Raw genomic sequence first — 15727 nt, 5'->3', positions numbered from 1 at the left:
CCGACACTGGGTGTTGTGGTCTGTGGAACTGGCCGGCGTTGGGGGTTTGTGGTCCTTGGATCTGGGTTTTGTGGGTCCGGGGCTGCGTTACGCGGCCGGTGTCCCTGGCACACGGGGAATGGGAACTGAGCAGACAAAGCCGATGAACCGGCCCTCGGCTTCCCCGTCGCGCTGAGAGCGCCGGTGGGAGTAGTAGCGGGAGTCTTCAAGTGTGCAGATCCCTGAGGCGTGTGCCTGCACGCCCTCGTTGGCCAGCTGGGCCAGCACGGCTGCCGGCAGGTCCAGGGCCGGCGTCCCCCAGGCGGTGGTGGCAAAGGCTTCCGGGATCTTTGCCGCCACGCTCGCGCGCATGGTTTCGGGGACTTCGTAACAGCTGCCGCAGACACTGGGTCCGAGCCACGACTCAATGTCCACGGCTCCGGAGCGTCGCATCCGCGCGACAACCGCGGCGATGACGCCGTGCTCGACACCCGGGCGCCCGGCGTGGGCCACGGCCAGGACGGGCTCCCCGACTGCGGTGCTGCCAACGAGTACGACGGGGACGCAATCGGCCACCATCACGGCCAGCCCCGCCGCCGATGCGCCGGCGGCGGCGACCATGGCATCAGCGGTGGGCGCTTCGGGGCCGGAGTTCCCGGCGTCGAAGACGGCCACATGGTTTCCGTGGACCTGGTTCATGTAGGCCAGTGGCTCCCCGGCACCGCCAGCCCGGGCCAGCACGGCTTCCACGGCGCTCCGCCGGTCCGCCACACGCTCCGGGGCGTCACCAACATGAAAGGCCAGGTTGCCTGCTGTGGTGTCGGTGAAGCCCACCCATATCCCGGGACGGACCTGCTTTGAAGACCACATGCAAACAACCTGACCATTCATGGGTGCCCGGCTGCTGCCGGGGACGGGAAGCGGTGCTACTTCAGGAAGTCGGGAACGTCCAGATCGTCGGAGCGGTGCCCGGTGAGGTCTGGTTCCACGATGGCGGGCAGCTCGACGTCAAAACCGCCGTCTGCGGGAACGTTGGTACCCGACTGCTGGCCGCCCCACTGGCTGAGGTTTGTCACCGATGCGCTGGCCGGCACGGCGGCAGGAACCGGCGGAGCCGCCTGCGCAGCTGGTTCGCGTGTTTCGCCTGCCTGATCCGGTGCGTCGAAACCGGCCGCAATGACTGTCACCCGCACTTCATCACCCAGGGCGTCGTCAATGACGGCACCGAAGATGATGTTTGCTTCCGGATGCGCCACTTCCTGGACCAGCCGGGCCGCCTCGTTGATCTCGAACAAGCCGAGGTCGGAGCCGCCCTGAATGGACAGCAGCACGCCGTGGGCGCCGTCAATGGACGCTTCCAGCAGTGGGGAGGCGATGGCCAGCTCGGCTGCCTTGACGGCACGGTCCTCGCCGCGGGCGGAACCAATGCCCATCAGTGCCGAGCCCGCACCCTGCATCACGGACTTGACGTCCGCAAAGTCAAGGTTGATCAAGCCGGGCGTCGTAATGAGGTCGGTGATGCCCTGCACACCTGACAACAGGACCTGGTCTGCGGTCCGGAAGGCCTCGATGACGGAGACGTTGCGGTCGCTGATGGACAGGAGGCGGTCGTTGGGGATCACGATCAAGGTGTCCACCTCGTCGCGCAGGGCGTCAATGCCGCTGTCGGCGCTGGTGGCGCGGCGGCGTCCCTCGAAGGTGAACGGGCGCGTCACCACGCCGATGGTCAGTGCACCCAAGCCGCGGGCGATGCGGGCAACAACCGGCGCGCCGCCGGTCCCGGTGCCGCCACCCTCGCCTGCCGTCACGAAGACCATGTCGGCCCCGCGCAGGACCTCTTCGATCTCCTCGGCATGGTCCTCCGCCGCCTGGCGTCCGACGTCGGGATTCGCGCCGGCCCCCAGGCCGCGCGTCAGCTCACGGCCGACGTCAAGCTTGACGTCGGCATCGCTCATCAGCAACGCTTGCGCGTCCGTGTTGATGGCGATGAACTCCACGCCGCGCAGACCCACGTCAATCATGCGGTTCACTGCATTTACGCCGCCACCGCCGATACCGACGACTTTGATGACTGCCAAGTAATTCTGGGGTGCTGCCACGTTAGGTGTCCCTTGTTCGTATGTTGCTGAAAGATCAATATTTGCTGCCGCTGACAAAGAATGTACCCCTTTTCAAGGTGCCGGCTGGGTTCTCCGGAGCAACCCTGAAGCGTTGCTTGAGACTTTATGTAGCTTAACCTTCAACTTGAAGGTTATAGTTATGTCAACTAGTTCGTGTCATTGACGCTATGGTGCATCCGCGCCGCATGCAATTACCGCTGCCGCGTGTCGCCCTAATCCCGCAAAAAAACCCACAAACGAGCCCTCTTCGGAGCCAGGCCGCTTGTTCTTCCGACTTTCGTGCACCCTCATCGTGTCACAGGGTGGCGTGGGGCGCTCACATCAAAAACCTTGGCAGGCTCCGGAGCGGGTTTTCCAGCCGCTGCCGTTGGCGCAGGGGCGTTGAGCAGGGCTTCAAGGACCTGGGCCTTCAATTCCATGTCGCTTGCATTGCCCCAGATGACGCTTCTGCCGTCGGCAAGCTTGAGCTCCACGGCATCCGGCGACTCGGCCGTTGCATTGGCAAGCTGGCCCAGAATCGACTGCGGCAGATTTGCCAGCACCGCTGTCATGGCCCGGAAGGTGTCTTGGCCAATCGCTGCCTTGCCGCCGTCAATCACGGGCAGCGCCACAGATGCCGGGTCGGCGGTGGACCCCAGCTGCACCCCGTCCTGGTCAACCAGCAGGTATTCCTCCTCGTTTTTCAGCAGCGCAACCGGCACCCGTTCCACGACGTGGATTAGCAGGGTGGACGGCGGCTTTGCCTCAATGTGCGAGCTCTTGACCTGCACGACGGAGCTGAGCAGTTCCTGCACCTGGGCATCCGTTACCTGCGGCAGCGGCTTGGACAGGATGGGAGCCACCGCGCTCTGCAACACGTCTTCCGCAACAAGCTTGTTTCCCTCAAACGCAACTGTTTTCACTGCCAGCGCCGGTGAAAACAAGGCGACCGCCATGATCAGGGCCAGCACCGCAACGAGCCCCGTGACGGTGTACACCATGTTGCGTCGGCGGCGTTTGTGTTCGGGAACGGGGAAGGCCAGTACTTGCGCGTCGCCGCCCCGGCCTGAATCTCCGGCTGCGGTGGCGGTGGCCCGTTTGGGGCCGCCCAGCTTGGAGCTGGCCATCTTGGAGCTTGCTCCATTGGAGCTGCCCGGCGTGGAGTTTTCCGTCGTGGAACTGGAAGCCGGAGCTTTGCCCGCCTTGGCTTTGGCGCCCGGTGTGCTTTGGGTCTTGCCGGCTGGCTTGTTTCCGGCTGGCTTGTTTCCGGCGGACTTGTTTCCGGCTGGCTGGTGCGCCGGAGCCGTGGGAGCCTTAACCTTGGGCACCGAATTGGCAGCAGGATTGCGCGCCGGATTGGGCACCTTGGCTTTGGGCAACGCGGTCTCCGGTGCTGACACCGCGGACCCGTCAGCTTCCGGTCCCGAGGTGTCCACGCCGGGGCCATGCCCCTCCCCGGCTTGTGTAGCCCCGGCTTGTCCGGCGCCGGATTTGCCGGCTCCGGTTTTGGGCAGCACGGACTTCCAGCTGGGGATCTTCCAGCTCGGTGGCTTTGGCTGGTCGGCCTCGTCCTGCTCCACCTCAGGAAGCCGCTCCACCGAAACCTTGGCGCTGGTGCTCCGCACGGCACCGGCCTGCTCCACGGGCTTTCCCGCGGCATCGGTCGGACTGGATTCCGTCCCGGACGTTTCCGTCCCGGCCGGCAGCCCTGTCCCGGGGCGGGTCCTGATGACCCTTGGCTTGCGTGGCTCAGCCATCGCTGGGCCCCTTTTCGTCTTGCAGGTCTTGCAGGGCTTGCACGTCTTGCTCGTCATTTTCGTCGCGCCCGCCATCGGAGGCGTGGTTCCCCGCACGCTCCGCACCGGCGGCCTGTTCGCCTGCCGGCTGTTCCGTGTTCAGCGCGGCCACGAGGGCCGGCCCGAATTCGGTGACATCGCCGGCCCCAACGGTCAGGATGATGTCGCCGGCAACTGCCCCCCGGGCAAGCTCCTGCACAGCAGCGGCACTGTCGGGGGCATAGCCAAAGGGCTGCCGCAGTGCGCCAGCGATCAACTCACTTGTGACCCCGGGAATGGGATCCTCGCGGGCCGGATAAATGTCGAGCACCGCCACGGTGTCAGCCAGGTCCAGCGCCTGGGCGAATTCGGCAGCGAACTCCCTGGTCCGTGAAAACAGGTGCGGCTGAAAGAGCACATGGACCTTGTGGTTTCCGGCAACGGTCCTCGCGGCCAGCAGCGCGGCAGTCACTTCCGTCGGGTGGTGGGCATAGTCGTCAAACACGGCGACCCCGCGCCCCTCCCCCTTGGCTTCAAACCTTCTGGCGGCCCCGCTGAAGGCGGCCAGCGCATCGATGGCGTCGGTGATGTCCACGCCCAAGGCCACGGCCACGGCAACTGCCGCGGCGGCATTGCTGAGGTTGTGGTTGCCCGGCACCTGCAGCTTCAGGTCAAACTGCATGGCCTTCCCGGCGTCCAGCACTCCGGCACGCACCACCACGGACGCTGTCGTGTGCAGGCCGTCCTGCGTGCCCGGCAGCAGGCGGATGTCAGCGCCCTCCGCAAAACCGTAGCTCAGGCAGTGCTTCCCGGCGGCCTCGGCCTGGGCAGCCAAGGCGGCCGATCCGGCGTCGTCCACGCATGCGACCAGGGTGCCGTCAGCCGGCAGCAGCGCCGTGAACTGAACAAAGGCGTCAAATACGGCCTCGGCGGTTCCATAGTGGTCAAGGTGGTCGGCCTCGAGATTGGTCACCACGGCAATCTGAGGACGGTAGTTCAAGAACGAGGCATCGGACTCGTCAGCCTCTGCCACAAAGACGTTCGCCGCCCCGTGGGCCGCGTTGACGCCTAGACCCTGGACAGTGCCGCCCACCGCGAAGGAAGCGTCAACACCGGCGCCCCTGAGCATGACGGTGATCATGGAGGTGGTGGTGGTCTTGCCGTGTGTTCCGGCAACGGCGACAACCGTGTCCCCTGCCATGGTGGCGGCCAGGGCTTGGGAGCGATGCAGCACGCGCAGCCCGGCCGCACGGGCCGCGGCCAGCTCCGGATTGTTTTCGCGAATGGCCGTGGACACCACGACGGTGTCCACGGCGGCAACGTTGGCGGCGCTCTGGCCTATGTGGACTATGGCACCGAGGGCAGCCAACTCGCCAAGGCCAGCCGATTCCCTGGCGTCGGACCCGCTGACGGGCACGCCCTGGCCCAGCATGATCCTGGCGACGGCCGACATGCCGGCGCCTCCCATGCCGATGAAATGCACGCGGCCAAGCTCGGCCAGTGTGGGTGGAATGTACGGCACGGCATCAACCTTCTTCGTCATGTGCTTCATTTCCCGCCCGCCGCAAAAACCATGTCGGCCATGCGGTCCGCCGCGTCCCGGATTCCCAACGCTGCTGCTGCAGTGCCCATCCGGGCGAGCCGCGGCGCATCGAGGCACAGGGGTATGAGCCGGTCCTGGATCCACGCCGCATCCAGGGCGCCGTCGGGAACCAGCAGCGCCGCATCAGCGCCAACAAGCCCGGCGACATTGCGGGCCTGTTCACCGTTGCCGATGGGCAGGGGCACGAATATTGCGGGCAGCCCCACGGCGGCAACTTCCGAGACCGTGCCGGCGCCCGAACGGCACAGCAGCAGGTCCGCCGCGGCGTAAACATCCTCCATCCGGTCAACGTATTCCATTTGGCGGTAGAGATTGCCGCTCAGCGGATTGCCGGCATCGTCCAGGACGGTTTTGCCCTTGCCGGTGATGTGCAGGGTTTGGATGCCGGCCGCGGCCAATGCGTCCACTGAACCGGCCACGGCCTGGTTCAGCCGGAGGGCACCGAGGGATCCCCCGGTGACGATCAGGGTGGGCCGCTCTGCCTCGAGTCCCAGCCGTTCGCGGGCCTCACGCTGTGCGGCGGCGCGGTCCAAGGTGGCGATGGCCTGGCGCATGGGCATGCCGACGAGATGTGCGTGGCGGATCTTCGTGGCGGCAAATGCCGTCCCCACGTAGGTGGTGTAGCGGGCCCCCACTTTGTTGGCGAGCCCGGCCTTGGTGTTGGCTTCGTGGACCACGACTGGGACTCCCAGCGCCTTCGCCGCAAGGTACATCGGCGTGCAGACATAGCCGCCCACACCCACCAGGACATCGGCGTTGGCATCCCGCAGGTGCTTCTTGGCCGCAGCAACGGCCCGGCGCATGCGCACGGGCAGTTTCACCAGGTCCATTGACGGTTTGCGCGGCAGCGGGATCCGTTCAATGAACGCCAGTTCGTGACCTGCCGCCGGGACAAGGGTTGCTTCCAGCCCGTCCTTGGTCCCCACGGCCAGGATGGCAGCCTCGGGGATGCGCCGCTGGATGGCGGCGGCGATGGCCAGCAGCGGGCTGACGTGCCCGGCGGAGCCGCCCCCGGCCAACACCACTGACAGTGGCTGGTTTTGCTTTTGCGTCATGAGGACTTCAAGGTTCCTTCGGGTTCGGTGCGGGAAAAGGACAACATGACGCCGACCGCGGCAAGCACCATGATCAGGGCCGTGCCGCCGTAGGAAATCAAGGGCAGCGGGACACCAATCACAGGCAGCAGCCCAACCACCACGGCAATGTTGACGGCGGCTTGTCCGACGATCCAGGTCAGGATCATTCCGCAGATAACCCTGGACATGGTGTCGTTGCGTGTGTTGATGACCCGGAAGATGGAGTAGGCCAGCACGGCGTACAGCCCGAGGATGACGATGGTGCCCAGCAAGCCGAACTCCTCGCCGATGATGGCGAAAATGAAGTCGTTGTGGGCCTCGGGAATCCAGTTCCACTTCTGCCGGCTCTGCCCGAGCCCGACTCCAAACCAGCCGCCCGAGGCCAGTGCGTAGGCCCCGTTGAGGTATTGGTCGCAGGCACCGGGCTGGCTGCAGTCGCCAAGCCAACTGGCGAAGCGGCTGGTGCGGTTGTCACTTGTCAGGTTCGAGATCAAAGCCACCAGGACGGCGGCCACAACCGCAAGCGACAGGGTCCACCAACGCACGCCGGCAAACATCAGGCCGGCCAGCACCATCATGCCCACAATGACGGCCGTGCCCAGGTCGTGCCCCAGAAGGATCAGCGCAAGGATGATGGCCGCACCGACACCGACAGGCAGGACGACATGCCAAAATTCGCGCACAAGCCTGCCCTTGGCTGCCAGGACAACGCCCATCCACACGGCCAGCGCCAGTTTTGCCGCCTCGGAGGGCTGGAACTGCAACGGACCGAATGCCAGCCAGTTCAAGTTGCCGTTGACGTTGACGCCCAGCGGGGTGAACACCAGGGCCAACAGCGCAACCGCCAGCAAGATCAGGAGCGGGCCGGCTTTTCTCCAGAAGGTCGGCCGCATGCAGGACAGCACAAACATCAGCACCAGCCCAAGCACGGCAAAGCCCGACTCCTTGATGAAGAGGTCGTACGGGTCCTTGCCCTGCGAGATTGTTTCAGCCGTTGAGGCTGAGAGCACCGTCATGCGCCCAATCATGGTCAGGGCGACGGTGGTGCCAATGATCCAGTAGTAGGAAGCTGTGGGGCGGCCAACTTTGGCATTGAACCAGTCACGAATTCCCTGGAACGCCCGCGGCTTCGACTCCCTGCCGGGCTTGCCGGCCTTGCTGGTCTTGCCCCCACCCGCCGCAGCCGGCTTGGACGCCTTGGCGCCAGCGGGCTTTGCGGCATTGGTGCTGGCAGGCTTGGCTTGTTTTGCTGAATTTTCCTGCCCGTGGGCGTTTCCGGCTGCAGTGTCCGCAGCTGTTTTGGCCCGCGCTGCGCGGGCGGCGGAGGTGCCTGGCTGTGCGGGGGTCTTGGCCACTATGACTCCTTGTTGGCGCTTGCCCGTGATTCCAGCAGCTCCCGGACTGCGTCGATGAACGCTTGGCCGCGGTGGGCATAGGAGGTGAATTGGTCCATGGAGGCCGACGCCGGTGCCATCAGCACCGTGTCCCCGTCCGCTGCCAGTGACGCCGCCACCGCTACAGCCTCGGCCATCACGGAGTCGCCGCGCAGGACGGCAGCGTCGGAGTGCCGCCCGCCCTGGGCGCGGGTCTGGATGACCGGCACCTTGGGTGCGTGCCTGGCCAGGGAACCGGCCAGGCCGGTGCTGTCGGCACCGATGAGCACAACGGCCTTGAGCCGTGGGGCCTGCTGTTGCACCAGCTCGTCGTAGTCGACGCCCTTGGACAAGCCGCCGGCAATCCAGATGACCGGGTCAAAGGCGGACAGTGACGCTGCCGCGGCATGCGGGTTGGTCGCCTTGGAGTCGTTGACCCACAGCACACCGTCGGCGCTGGCCACCGGTTGAATTCTGTGGTCACCGTTTTGGTAGTCCTGCAGCCCCTTGCGCACGTGCTCCGGGGTGAGCCCGTAGGCGAGGACGAGCGCCGCAGCGGCCGCTGCATTGGCGACGAGATGGCGTGGCACCAGGTCTCCGATGTCGCTGATCTTGGCCAACTCTGCCGCGGAATCCTTGCGTTCTGCAATGAAGGCACGGTCGACGAGGAGCCCCTCGACCACACCGACCATGCTGACAGCCGGGATGCCTGTTGTGAAGCCGACAGCCCGGCAGCCTTCCAGGACGTCAGCTTCCTGGACCATGCGTTCGGTTTCAATTTGTTCCGCGTTGTAAACGCAGGCGATCTGCGTGTTCGCATAAATCTTTGCCTTGTCGGCGGCGTAGGCGGCAAAGCTGCCATGCCAGTCGACGTGGTCCTCGGCGAGGTTCAGGCACACGCTGGAGACGGGTTCGAGCGAGTCCGTCCAATGCAGCTGGAAGGTTGAGAGCTCCACAGCCAGCACGTCGTACCCTTCGGGGTCCCGGACGGCGTCGAGAATGGGCGTTCCGATGTTCCCTGCTGCGATGGCGCGCAGCCCGGCGCCCTGCAGCATGGATTCAACCATGGTGGTTGTGGTGGTTTTGCCGTTCGTGCCGGTGATGGTGATCCACGCGGCGGTCTTCCGTCCGGTCTTGACCCGTACCCGCCACGCCAGTTCCACATCACCCCAGATCGGGATGTTTACTGCTGCGGCGGCGGCCAGCAGCGGGTGGGTTGGCTTGAACCCGGGGCTGGTGACAACCAGCTGCGCCGGCTCGCCGCCGACAAGCGGAAGCACCGTTGAGGTGTCCACACCCAGGAGGACGTCCTTGACCCCGACGATCTTGAGCGTGTCGGCGTGGGCCAGGGCTTCGTCGTCGTCCGCGGCAGCCACAACGACGACATGGGCGCCGAGCTCGGCCAGGGTGTCGGCCACGGAGAACCCGGTCTTGCCGATGCCGGTCACGACCACGCGAAGGCCGGCCCAATCGGCGTCCCAGCTGGTCAGTGTCTCAAGCCGGTTTTCTGGTGCACTCACAGTCGAACAATCCATTCAGCATAAAAGGCGCCAAGTCCCACGGCGACCATGAGGCCCGCCAAAATCCAGAACCTGACAACGACGGTGACTTCCTTCCAGCCCTTGAGCTCGAAGTGGTGTTGCAGGGGTGCCATCAAGAAGACCCGCTTGCCCTTGGACAGCTTGAAAAAGCCGACCTGGATGATGACGGACAAGGCAATGAGCACGAACAAGCCGCCGATGATGGCCAGCAGAATTTCGGTGCGGGAAAGGATGGCGAATCCGGCCATGGCGCCGCCGATGGCCAGCGAGCCGGTGTCGCCCATGAAGATCTTTGCCGGCGAGGTGTTCCACCACAGGAAGCCGATCAAGGCGGCAAACATGATCACTGCCAGCAGGGACAGATCCAACGGATCGCGCACTGCGTAGCAGACAGTTTCGGAGGGCACCTTGCGGGAGCCGCAGGCCTGGCTGCTCTGCCACAGGCCAATGAGGGTGTAGGCGCCAAAGACGAGGATCGAGGCTCCCGTGGCCAGCCCGTCGAGGCCGTCGGTGAGGTTCACACCGTTGGTGGCGGCAGTGATGATCAAGTTCGACCAAATCACAAACAGCACCACGCCCAGTCCTGCCCCGGCAAAGGCCAGGTTCAGCGAGGGGATGTCGCGGGCAAATGAAATGAAGGTGCTGGCCGGGGTGACCCCGGCACTGTTCGGGAAGCCCAGTGCCATGACGGCGAAGGAAATGCCCACGACGGCCTGCCCAATCAGCTTGCCTTTGGGATCGAGCCCGGTGTTGTGCTGCTTGGTGATTTTCAGGAAGTCATCCAGGAATCCCACCAGTCCCATGCCCACCATGAGGTAGATCATGAGCAGCCCCGACGCTGTGGGGCCGGTTGACTCGGGGTTGACCAGCCATACGATCAAGTGCGTGATGAAATAAGCAGCCACCACGGAGCCGACAACAACCGTGCCGCCCATGGTGGGCGTGCCGCGCTTGATCTGATGGGTGGTGGGACCATCCTCACGGATGATCTGTCCATAGCCCTGCTTCACAAGGACACGGATGAACAACGGTGTGCCGACCATGGCAAAGGCCAAGGCCAAGCCGGCACCAATGAGCAATGCGATCATGGCTGGGAGGTCCTTTCACCTGGGGTGGCTTCACTGGTTTTACTGGTTTTACTGGATTTACCGGGGTCTTTCCCCGTGGGTAATGCTATCCGATCACCCAGGAACCGCAGCCCGGCACCATTGGATGACTTGACCAAAACGACGTCTCCGGGGGCCAGTTCAGCCGCGAGCACGGCATGGGCGGCGTCGGCGTCGGGCACGAACATTGACTCATCCCCCCACGATCCCTCCATGACGGCTCCGACGTGCATCGCACGGGCCCCGGCGCCGACGACGAGCAACCGGGAGATGTTCAGCCGGACTGCCACCCGTCCCACGGCGTCATGTTCGAGGACTGAATCCCCACCGAGTTCAAGCATCTCCCCCAGCACCGCCCACGTCCGTCGGGCGCCGCTGCCGCCAAGCTCGGCCAGGGTGCGCAGCGCTGCGCGCATGGATTCCGGGTTGGCGTTGTAGGCGTCATTGATGACGCTCACGCCGTCGCTGCGATCCGTCCGTTCCATCCGGTACCTGCTCGCCGCACGCTGTTCGCTGAGTGAGGAGGCAATGGTTTCGGGGGCGACGCCCAGGGTGTGGGCGGCCGCTGCCGCCGCCAGCAGGTTTGTCACATGGTGCAGGCCCAGCAGCTTGCTGTGCACCGTGAAGGTTCCCTCCCGGCCCGGAAAGGCAAGTTCAAATTCGGGCTGGCCGTCGGCGTTTGTATGGACGTTTCGGGCTTGCAGGAATTCCTGCCCGGACCCGGTTTCAGGCGCGTCCGCGCTGCTGAAGAACGTCACGGGCGCCCCGGAACGTGCGGCCATGGCCCGGACCCTGCCGTCGTCATAGTTCAACAACGCCCGGCCCTGCGGCGTCAGCGCCTCAACCAGTTCGCCCTTGGCAACAGCAATGTTGTCGATGGAGCCGAACTCCCCGGCGTGGGCGCTGCCCACACACAAAATGACGCCAAGGTCCGGGGCGACCATGTTGCTGAGGTAGGTGATTTGGCCCATCTTCGTGGCCCCCATTTCAATGATCAGGTAGCGGGTGCCTTCAACCGCCTGGAACACCGTCAGGGGCACGCCCACTTCACCGTTGTAGGAGCCGACAGGTGACACTGTGGGCGCCACCGGCGACAAGATGCCGGCCAGCAGGTCCTTGGTGGTGGTTTTCCCGGCGGACCCGGTGATGCCGATGACGGTCAGCGGCGAGTGCGCCCTGATCCTGCGCACCACCTCAGCTGCCAGTGCCCCCATGGCGAGCACGGCGTCGGCGACGATGACGGCCGCAAAGGAGGTTCCGGCGTCGTCCGCGGGAACGTCGCGTTCAACCAGCGACAGCACCGCTCCGGCGGCAACCGCGGCCGCAACGAAATCGTGGCCGTCGCTGTGCTCCCCGGCCTTGGCAACGTACATGCTTCCGGGCACCACCTCACGGGAATCGGTGGCGATCTTGGCCACATCGATGAGCGTGGCGGGATCGGTGCCGGCCGAAAGGGTGCCGTGCGTCAGTTCGGCAATCTGGGCCGCAGAAATTTCAATCATCAGTTGAGGACTCTATCTTGCTTGCATGAGTGAGCGGGAATCCGCGGGCAGTCAGGGCCGCCCGCAGCTCGACCCTGTCGTCGAGGGAAATATTGACCCCTTTGACTTCTTGGTAGACTTCATGGCCGCGCCCGGCCACCAGGATCACATCAGCCGGTGTGGCCAGTTCCACGGCGCGGGCAATGGCAGCGGCGCGTTCGTCAAACTCCTCGACAACCCGGCCCAGGCCCTCCCGCGCATTGGCTTCGCGGGCGCCCGCCAGCACGTCGGCACGGATGGCCGCCGGGTCTTCATCGTGCGGGTCGTCGTCGGTGATAATGACCACGTCGGCGCCCCGGGCCACGACCGCGCCCATGATGGGCCGCTTCGTGGCGTCCCGCTCCCCCGTGGCGCCAAAGACTGCAATGACGCGGGCACCGTCGGTGGCGGGCCGGACGGCGTCAAGTGCGCGCGCCAGGGCGTCGGGATTGTGTGCAAAGTCGACCACGGCAACGGGCGCGGTGCCGATGAGCTGCATGCGGCCGGGCACCTCCACGGTGAACGGGTCATGGCTGTCAAGGACTGCCTGCAGCTGCGCCAGCACCTCATGTGCGCTTCGGGCCGGGACTGCTGCGGCGCCGCTGTCCGGAGCACCGTGATGGTCGACGCCGGGGCCGGACCCCACGGCGACCGCCAGAAGGCGGGTCGCCACCATGAGCAGGGCAAGCGCCGCGTTGGAGACGTTGAAGTCCCCCGGCAGGCCGGTGTGGACCTGGAGCACGGCGCCGTCCGGGCCGCAGAGGCTGAAGCGTGAGCCGATGCCGTCCCGGCGCACGTCACGCACCTGCCAGTTGGCGGGCGCCTCCGCAATGTCCGTGGTGGTTGCCCCCGCAGTGGTTGCCAGCGTCACAGTGGTTGCCAGCGTCACAGTGGGCACCGTGCAGGCCGCAGCCATGCGCCGGCCCCAGTCGTCATCAACTGTGATGACGGCCGCAGCTGCATGCGCTGGGGTGAAAAGAGCCGCCTTCGTCGCGAAATAGCTGTCCATTCCGCCGTGCAGGTCAAGGTGGTCCTGGGTGAGGTTGGTGAAACCCGCAACATTGAAAACCACTGAATCGATCCGGCCAAAGGCCAGCGCATGGGAAGAGACCTCCATGGATGCGGCGTCCAGGCCCCTTTCGGCCATGACGGCCAGCAGGGCGTGCACGTCGGTGGATTCCGGTGTTGTCAGCTTGCTGGGGATGGCTTCGCTGCCGGCCAGGATTTCAATCGTGCCAATGAGCCCGGTGGTTTGGCCCAGGGCCTGCAACAGTGCGTTGAGGAAGTACGTGGTGGTTGTTTTTCCGTTGGTGCCCGTAACGCCAAACAAGTCCAGGCCTCCGGGCGAACGGCTGCCGGCATCGGTTCCGTAGATGCTTGCCGCGACAGCACCGGTGGCGGCACGGGCGTCTGCAACGGTGAGGACAGGCACGGCGCAACCGGCACCCAAAAGGCCGGTCCCGGCGTCGTCCGTCAAAATCGCGACGGCACCGGCGGCAACGGCCATCGCGGCAAACTGCGCACCATGCACACGGGCACCAGGCAAGGCCACGTAGAGATCGCCTTGGCAAATGGTTCGGGAGTCCAGGCTGACGCCTGTCACGCGGGAGGGCAGCGTGCCACCCTTGGGGGTGCGTGTGGCGGCGCCCACCAGCTCGGCCAGTTGCGCCAGCGTCGCCCCACGGTGGTGGTGCGGACGCAGCGGGGCAGACGGGTTGTTTAGAGGCACTTCCTCAGAATCCTTTACTTTCACAACGTTCGGTGGCGTGGTCCCGGACCAAGGCGGTTTGGCCCATCAATGACCGGATCACTTGTAGAACTTGGGCGGCTCGACAGGCGGCGTGGTTGACGGCGGCACGTCGTAGCTGCGCAACACCTGTCCCATCACCTGATTAAATGTAACCCCCTGGGTGACCCCGTAGATCTCTCCCTTGGGGCGTTGGACAGTAATACCCACCACATATTTCGGATCTTCCATGGGCGCCATGCCGATAAAGGACGAGGTGTAGCCGTCAAAACCCACACCGCTGTCGGCAGGGGCCTCGGCGGTGCCCGTCTTGCCACCGGTGCGGTAGCCGGGAATGCCAACCACCTTGTAGTCGGCCATGGTCACCACGCCTTCAAGCATGTCCCTGGCCGACTGCGCCGTTTCGGGACTGATGACTTCAACGCCGGGCGCCTGCGGCACCGTTTCCACTGTGCCGTCGGCGGCGGTGAAGGAATCAATCAGTGCAGGTTTGAGCCTGACACCGTTGTTGGCCACAGTTTGAAAAATCATGGTTGTCTGCAGCGGCGTTTGTGCCACGCCCTGGCCAAACAGCACGGTGTACCGCTGCCGGCCGTCCCAATTCCGCCAGTCGGCCAAAATGCCCGGACTTTCGCCGGGAAGGGCGATGCCGGTCTTTTCGCCAACACCAAACTTGCGCATGTAGTCATAGCGCTGTTCAAGGCTGAGCTTGGATCCTGCCATCACGGTGCCGGTGTTCATGGAGTCGGCAATGATGCCTGCCAGCGTGCGCTTTTCAGTTCCGTGGACGAAGGCATCCGAGAACGTCTGTCCGTCAACGGTCAGAGTTGGCGGCACCAGGTATTCGCTCATCGGGGTGGCCAACCCTTCCTGCACGAGGGCGGCGGCTGTCATGATCTTGCTGGTGGAACCCGGTTCAACGACCGAGCCCACAGTGCGCGAACCAATGTTGCCCGCGTCCGAGGCGCCAACGTTGTTGGGGTCGTAGGAGTCGGTGTCGGCCAGCGCGATGACCTTGCCCGTCTTCGCTTCAATCACCGAAATGCTGGCCCATTCGGCACTGTACTGTTCCTTTTGCTGCTGGGCTGCCTGCTGGGCGTAGTACTGGATGTCCTGGTCAATGGTCAGCTTGACCGTCTGGCCGTCAACGGCGGGTTCGGTCCGTACGGGGGCCGTGGGGATGATGATGCCGTTTTTGCCGGCCTGGTAGGTCCTGGCGCCGTCGGTGCCCGTGAGCTTGTCGTTCATCGTCTGCTCAACACCGGCCAGGGGCGTGCCCTCGGCGTCGACAAAGCCAACGATGGGCCCGCCCACGGCACCCATCGGATAAACGCGCTTGGTGATCCCTTCGGAATAGATGCCGGGGATGCCCAGCTCGGCAACCTTTTTCTCCACCACCGGGCTGACATCCTGAACGATGTAATTGAAGGTTTTCTTGCCCGTGGCGTTCTTTTTAACGTCCTCGAAATTCAGGCCCAGCAAGTCCGCGAGCTGTTGCAGGCCCTCGTCCTTGGTGAACTCGGTAATGACGGACTTGCCAGTTTTCGGGTCAACGGTCCGGTGTTTGTAGGTCTTGTAGTCGGCCATGTTGACCTGGGAAACTGTGATGTTGTACCGGATGATGCTCTCAGCCAGGACCTTGCCCTTGGCATCAATGATCTTTCCACGGGCTGCGGGCAGCTTTTGCACTACAGTGCGTTGGGTCTCCGCGGCCTGAGCCATGTTGCCCGTGTCAAGGCCCTGAACCATGACAAGCCTGCCGGCGATGACCAGGAGCACCACCATCATGACGATGAAACCCACACGCATCCGCCCGCGGCCAACCTTGTTCAGTTGTTGTGCAGTTGCAGCTCGTGTTGATTGGGGAGAGTTGTGTGCCACTGCTGCATTCCTTGCGTTGTTGGCTTT

11 protein-coding genes are annotated in these 15727 nt (G+C 64.7%); all 11 read right to left on the bottom strand.

Annotated features, from left to right (window positions below; translation table 11 throughout):
- Positions 1 to 87: 87 nt before the first annotated feature.
- A complete protein-coding gene (locus tag ACT3TS_RS09955; RefSeq protein WP_444531347.1) occupies positions 88 to 849 on the bottom strand; it encodes a polyphenol oxidase family protein in 762 nt (253 codons plus the stop codon).
- 56 nt (positions 850 to 905) lie between these two features.
- The gene (ftsZ, locus tag ACT3TS_RS09950) at positions 906 to 2078 is read right to left on the bottom strand and encodes a cell division protein FtsZ (protein ID WP_444531346.1); all 1173 of its coding nucleotides are present in this window, start codon (positions 2076 to 2078) and stop codon (positions 906 to 908) included.
- Between the two features lie 308 nt (positions 2079 to 2386).
- On the bottom strand, positions 2387 to 3835 hold the full coding sequence (locus tag ACT3TS_RS09945; RefSeq protein ID WP_444531345.1) for a cell division protein FtsQ/DivIB: 1449 nt from the start codon (positions 3833 to 3835) through the stop codon (positions 2387 to 2389).
- Positions 3828 to 5396, bottom strand: a complete 1569-nt coding sequence (murC, locus tag ACT3TS_RS09940) for a UDP-N-acetylmuramate--L-alanine ligase (protein ID WP_444531344.1) — start codon at positions 5394 to 5396, stop codon at positions 3828 to 3830. Before murC ends, ACT3TS_RS09945 begins: the two co-directional genes overlap by 8 nt.
- 5 nt (positions 5397 to 5401) lie before the next feature.
- Complete coding sequence (gene murG / locus ACT3TS_RS09935) at positions 5402 to 6511, bottom strand: undecaprenyldiphospho-muramoylpentapeptide beta-N-acetylglucosaminyltransferase (protein WP_444531343.1); 1110 nt, start codon at positions 6509 to 6511, stop codon at positions 5402 to 5404.
- Positions 6508 to 7887, bottom strand: a complete 1380-nt coding sequence (ftsW, locus tag ACT3TS_RS09930; RefSeq protein WP_444531342.1) for a putative lipid II flippase FtsW — start codon at positions 7885 to 7887, stop codon at positions 6508 to 6510. Before ftsW ends, murG begins: the two co-directional genes overlap by 4 nt.
- Entirely contained in the window at positions 7887 to 9440 is a 1554-nt protein-coding gene (gene murD, locus ACT3TS_RS09925) for a UDP-N-acetylmuramoyl-L-alanine--D-glutamate ligase (RefSeq protein WP_444531341.1), read from the bottom strand. Before murD ends, ftsW begins: the two co-directional genes overlap by 1 nt.
- On the bottom strand, positions 9422 to 10534 hold the full coding sequence (mraY, locus tag ACT3TS_RS09920) for a phospho-N-acetylmuramoyl-pentapeptide-transferase (protein ID WP_444531340.1): 1113 nt from the start codon (positions 10532 to 10534) through the stop codon (positions 9422 to 9424). The genes murD and mraY overlap by 19 nt, the downstream gene beginning before the upstream one ends.
- Complete coding sequence (locus ACT3TS_RS09915; RefSeq protein WP_444531339.1) at positions 10531 to 12054, bottom strand: UDP-N-acetylmuramoyl-tripeptide--D-alanyl-D-alanine ligase; 1524 nt, start codon at positions 12052 to 12054, stop codon at positions 10531 to 10533. The genes mraY and ACT3TS_RS09915 overlap by 4 nt, the downstream gene beginning before the upstream one ends.
- Positions 12047 to 13801: a Mur ligase family protein gene (locus ACT3TS_RS09910; protein ID WP_444531338.1), complete on the bottom strand. Its 1755-nt coding sequence runs from the start codon at positions 13799 to 13801 to the stop codon at positions 12047 to 12049. The genes ACT3TS_RS09915 and ACT3TS_RS09910 overlap by 8 nt, the downstream gene beginning before the upstream one ends.
- 78 nt (positions 13802 to 13879) lie before the next feature.
- Positions 13880 to 15700: a peptidoglycan D,D-transpeptidase FtsI family protein gene (locus ACT3TS_RS09905; protein ID WP_444531337.1), complete on the bottom strand. Its 1821-nt coding sequence runs from the start codon at positions 15698 to 15700 to the stop codon at positions 13880 to 13882.
- Positions 15701 to 15727 lie beyond the last annotated feature (27 nt).

This window comes from Specibacter sp. AOP5-B1-6, assembly GCF_052376555.1.
GTDB lineage: Bacteria > Actinomycetota > Actinomycetes > Actinomycetales > Micrococcaceae > Specibacter.
The sequence above is the reverse complement of the archived record's forward strand: the minus strand, read 5'-3'. Positions and strand labels throughout refer to the sequence as shown.

Excerpts from the sequence above, each read along its gene's own strand:
- murC (WP_444531344.1), bottom strand. The coding sequence starts at position 5,396 with ATGACGAAGAAGGTTGATGCCGTGCCGTACATTCCACCCACACTGGCC.
- ACT3TS_RS09945 (WP_444531345.1), bottom strand. The coding sequence starts at position 3,835 with ATGGCTGAGCCACGCAAGCCAAGGGTCATCAGGACCCGCCCCGGGACA.
- ACT3TS_RS09915 (WP_444531339.1), bottom strand. The coding sequence starts at position 12,054 with ATGATTGAAATTTCTGCGGCCCAGATTGCCGAACTGACGCACGGCACC.
- mraY (WP_444531340.1), bottom strand. The coding sequence starts at position 10,534 with ATGATCGCATTGCTCATTGGTGCCGGCTTGGCCTTGGCCTTTGCCATG.
- ACT3TS_RS09955 (WP_444531347.1), bottom strand. The coding sequence starts at position 849 with ATGTGGTCTTCAAAGCAGGTCCGTCCCGGGATATGGGTGGGCTTCACC.
- murD (WP_444531341.1), bottom strand. The coding sequence starts at position 9,440 with ATGGATTGTTCGACTGTGAGTGCACCAGAAAACCGGCTTGAGACACTG.
- murG (WP_444531343.1), bottom strand. The coding sequence starts at position 6,511 with ATGACGCAAAAGCAAAACCAGCCACTGTCAGTGGTGTTGGCCGGGGGC.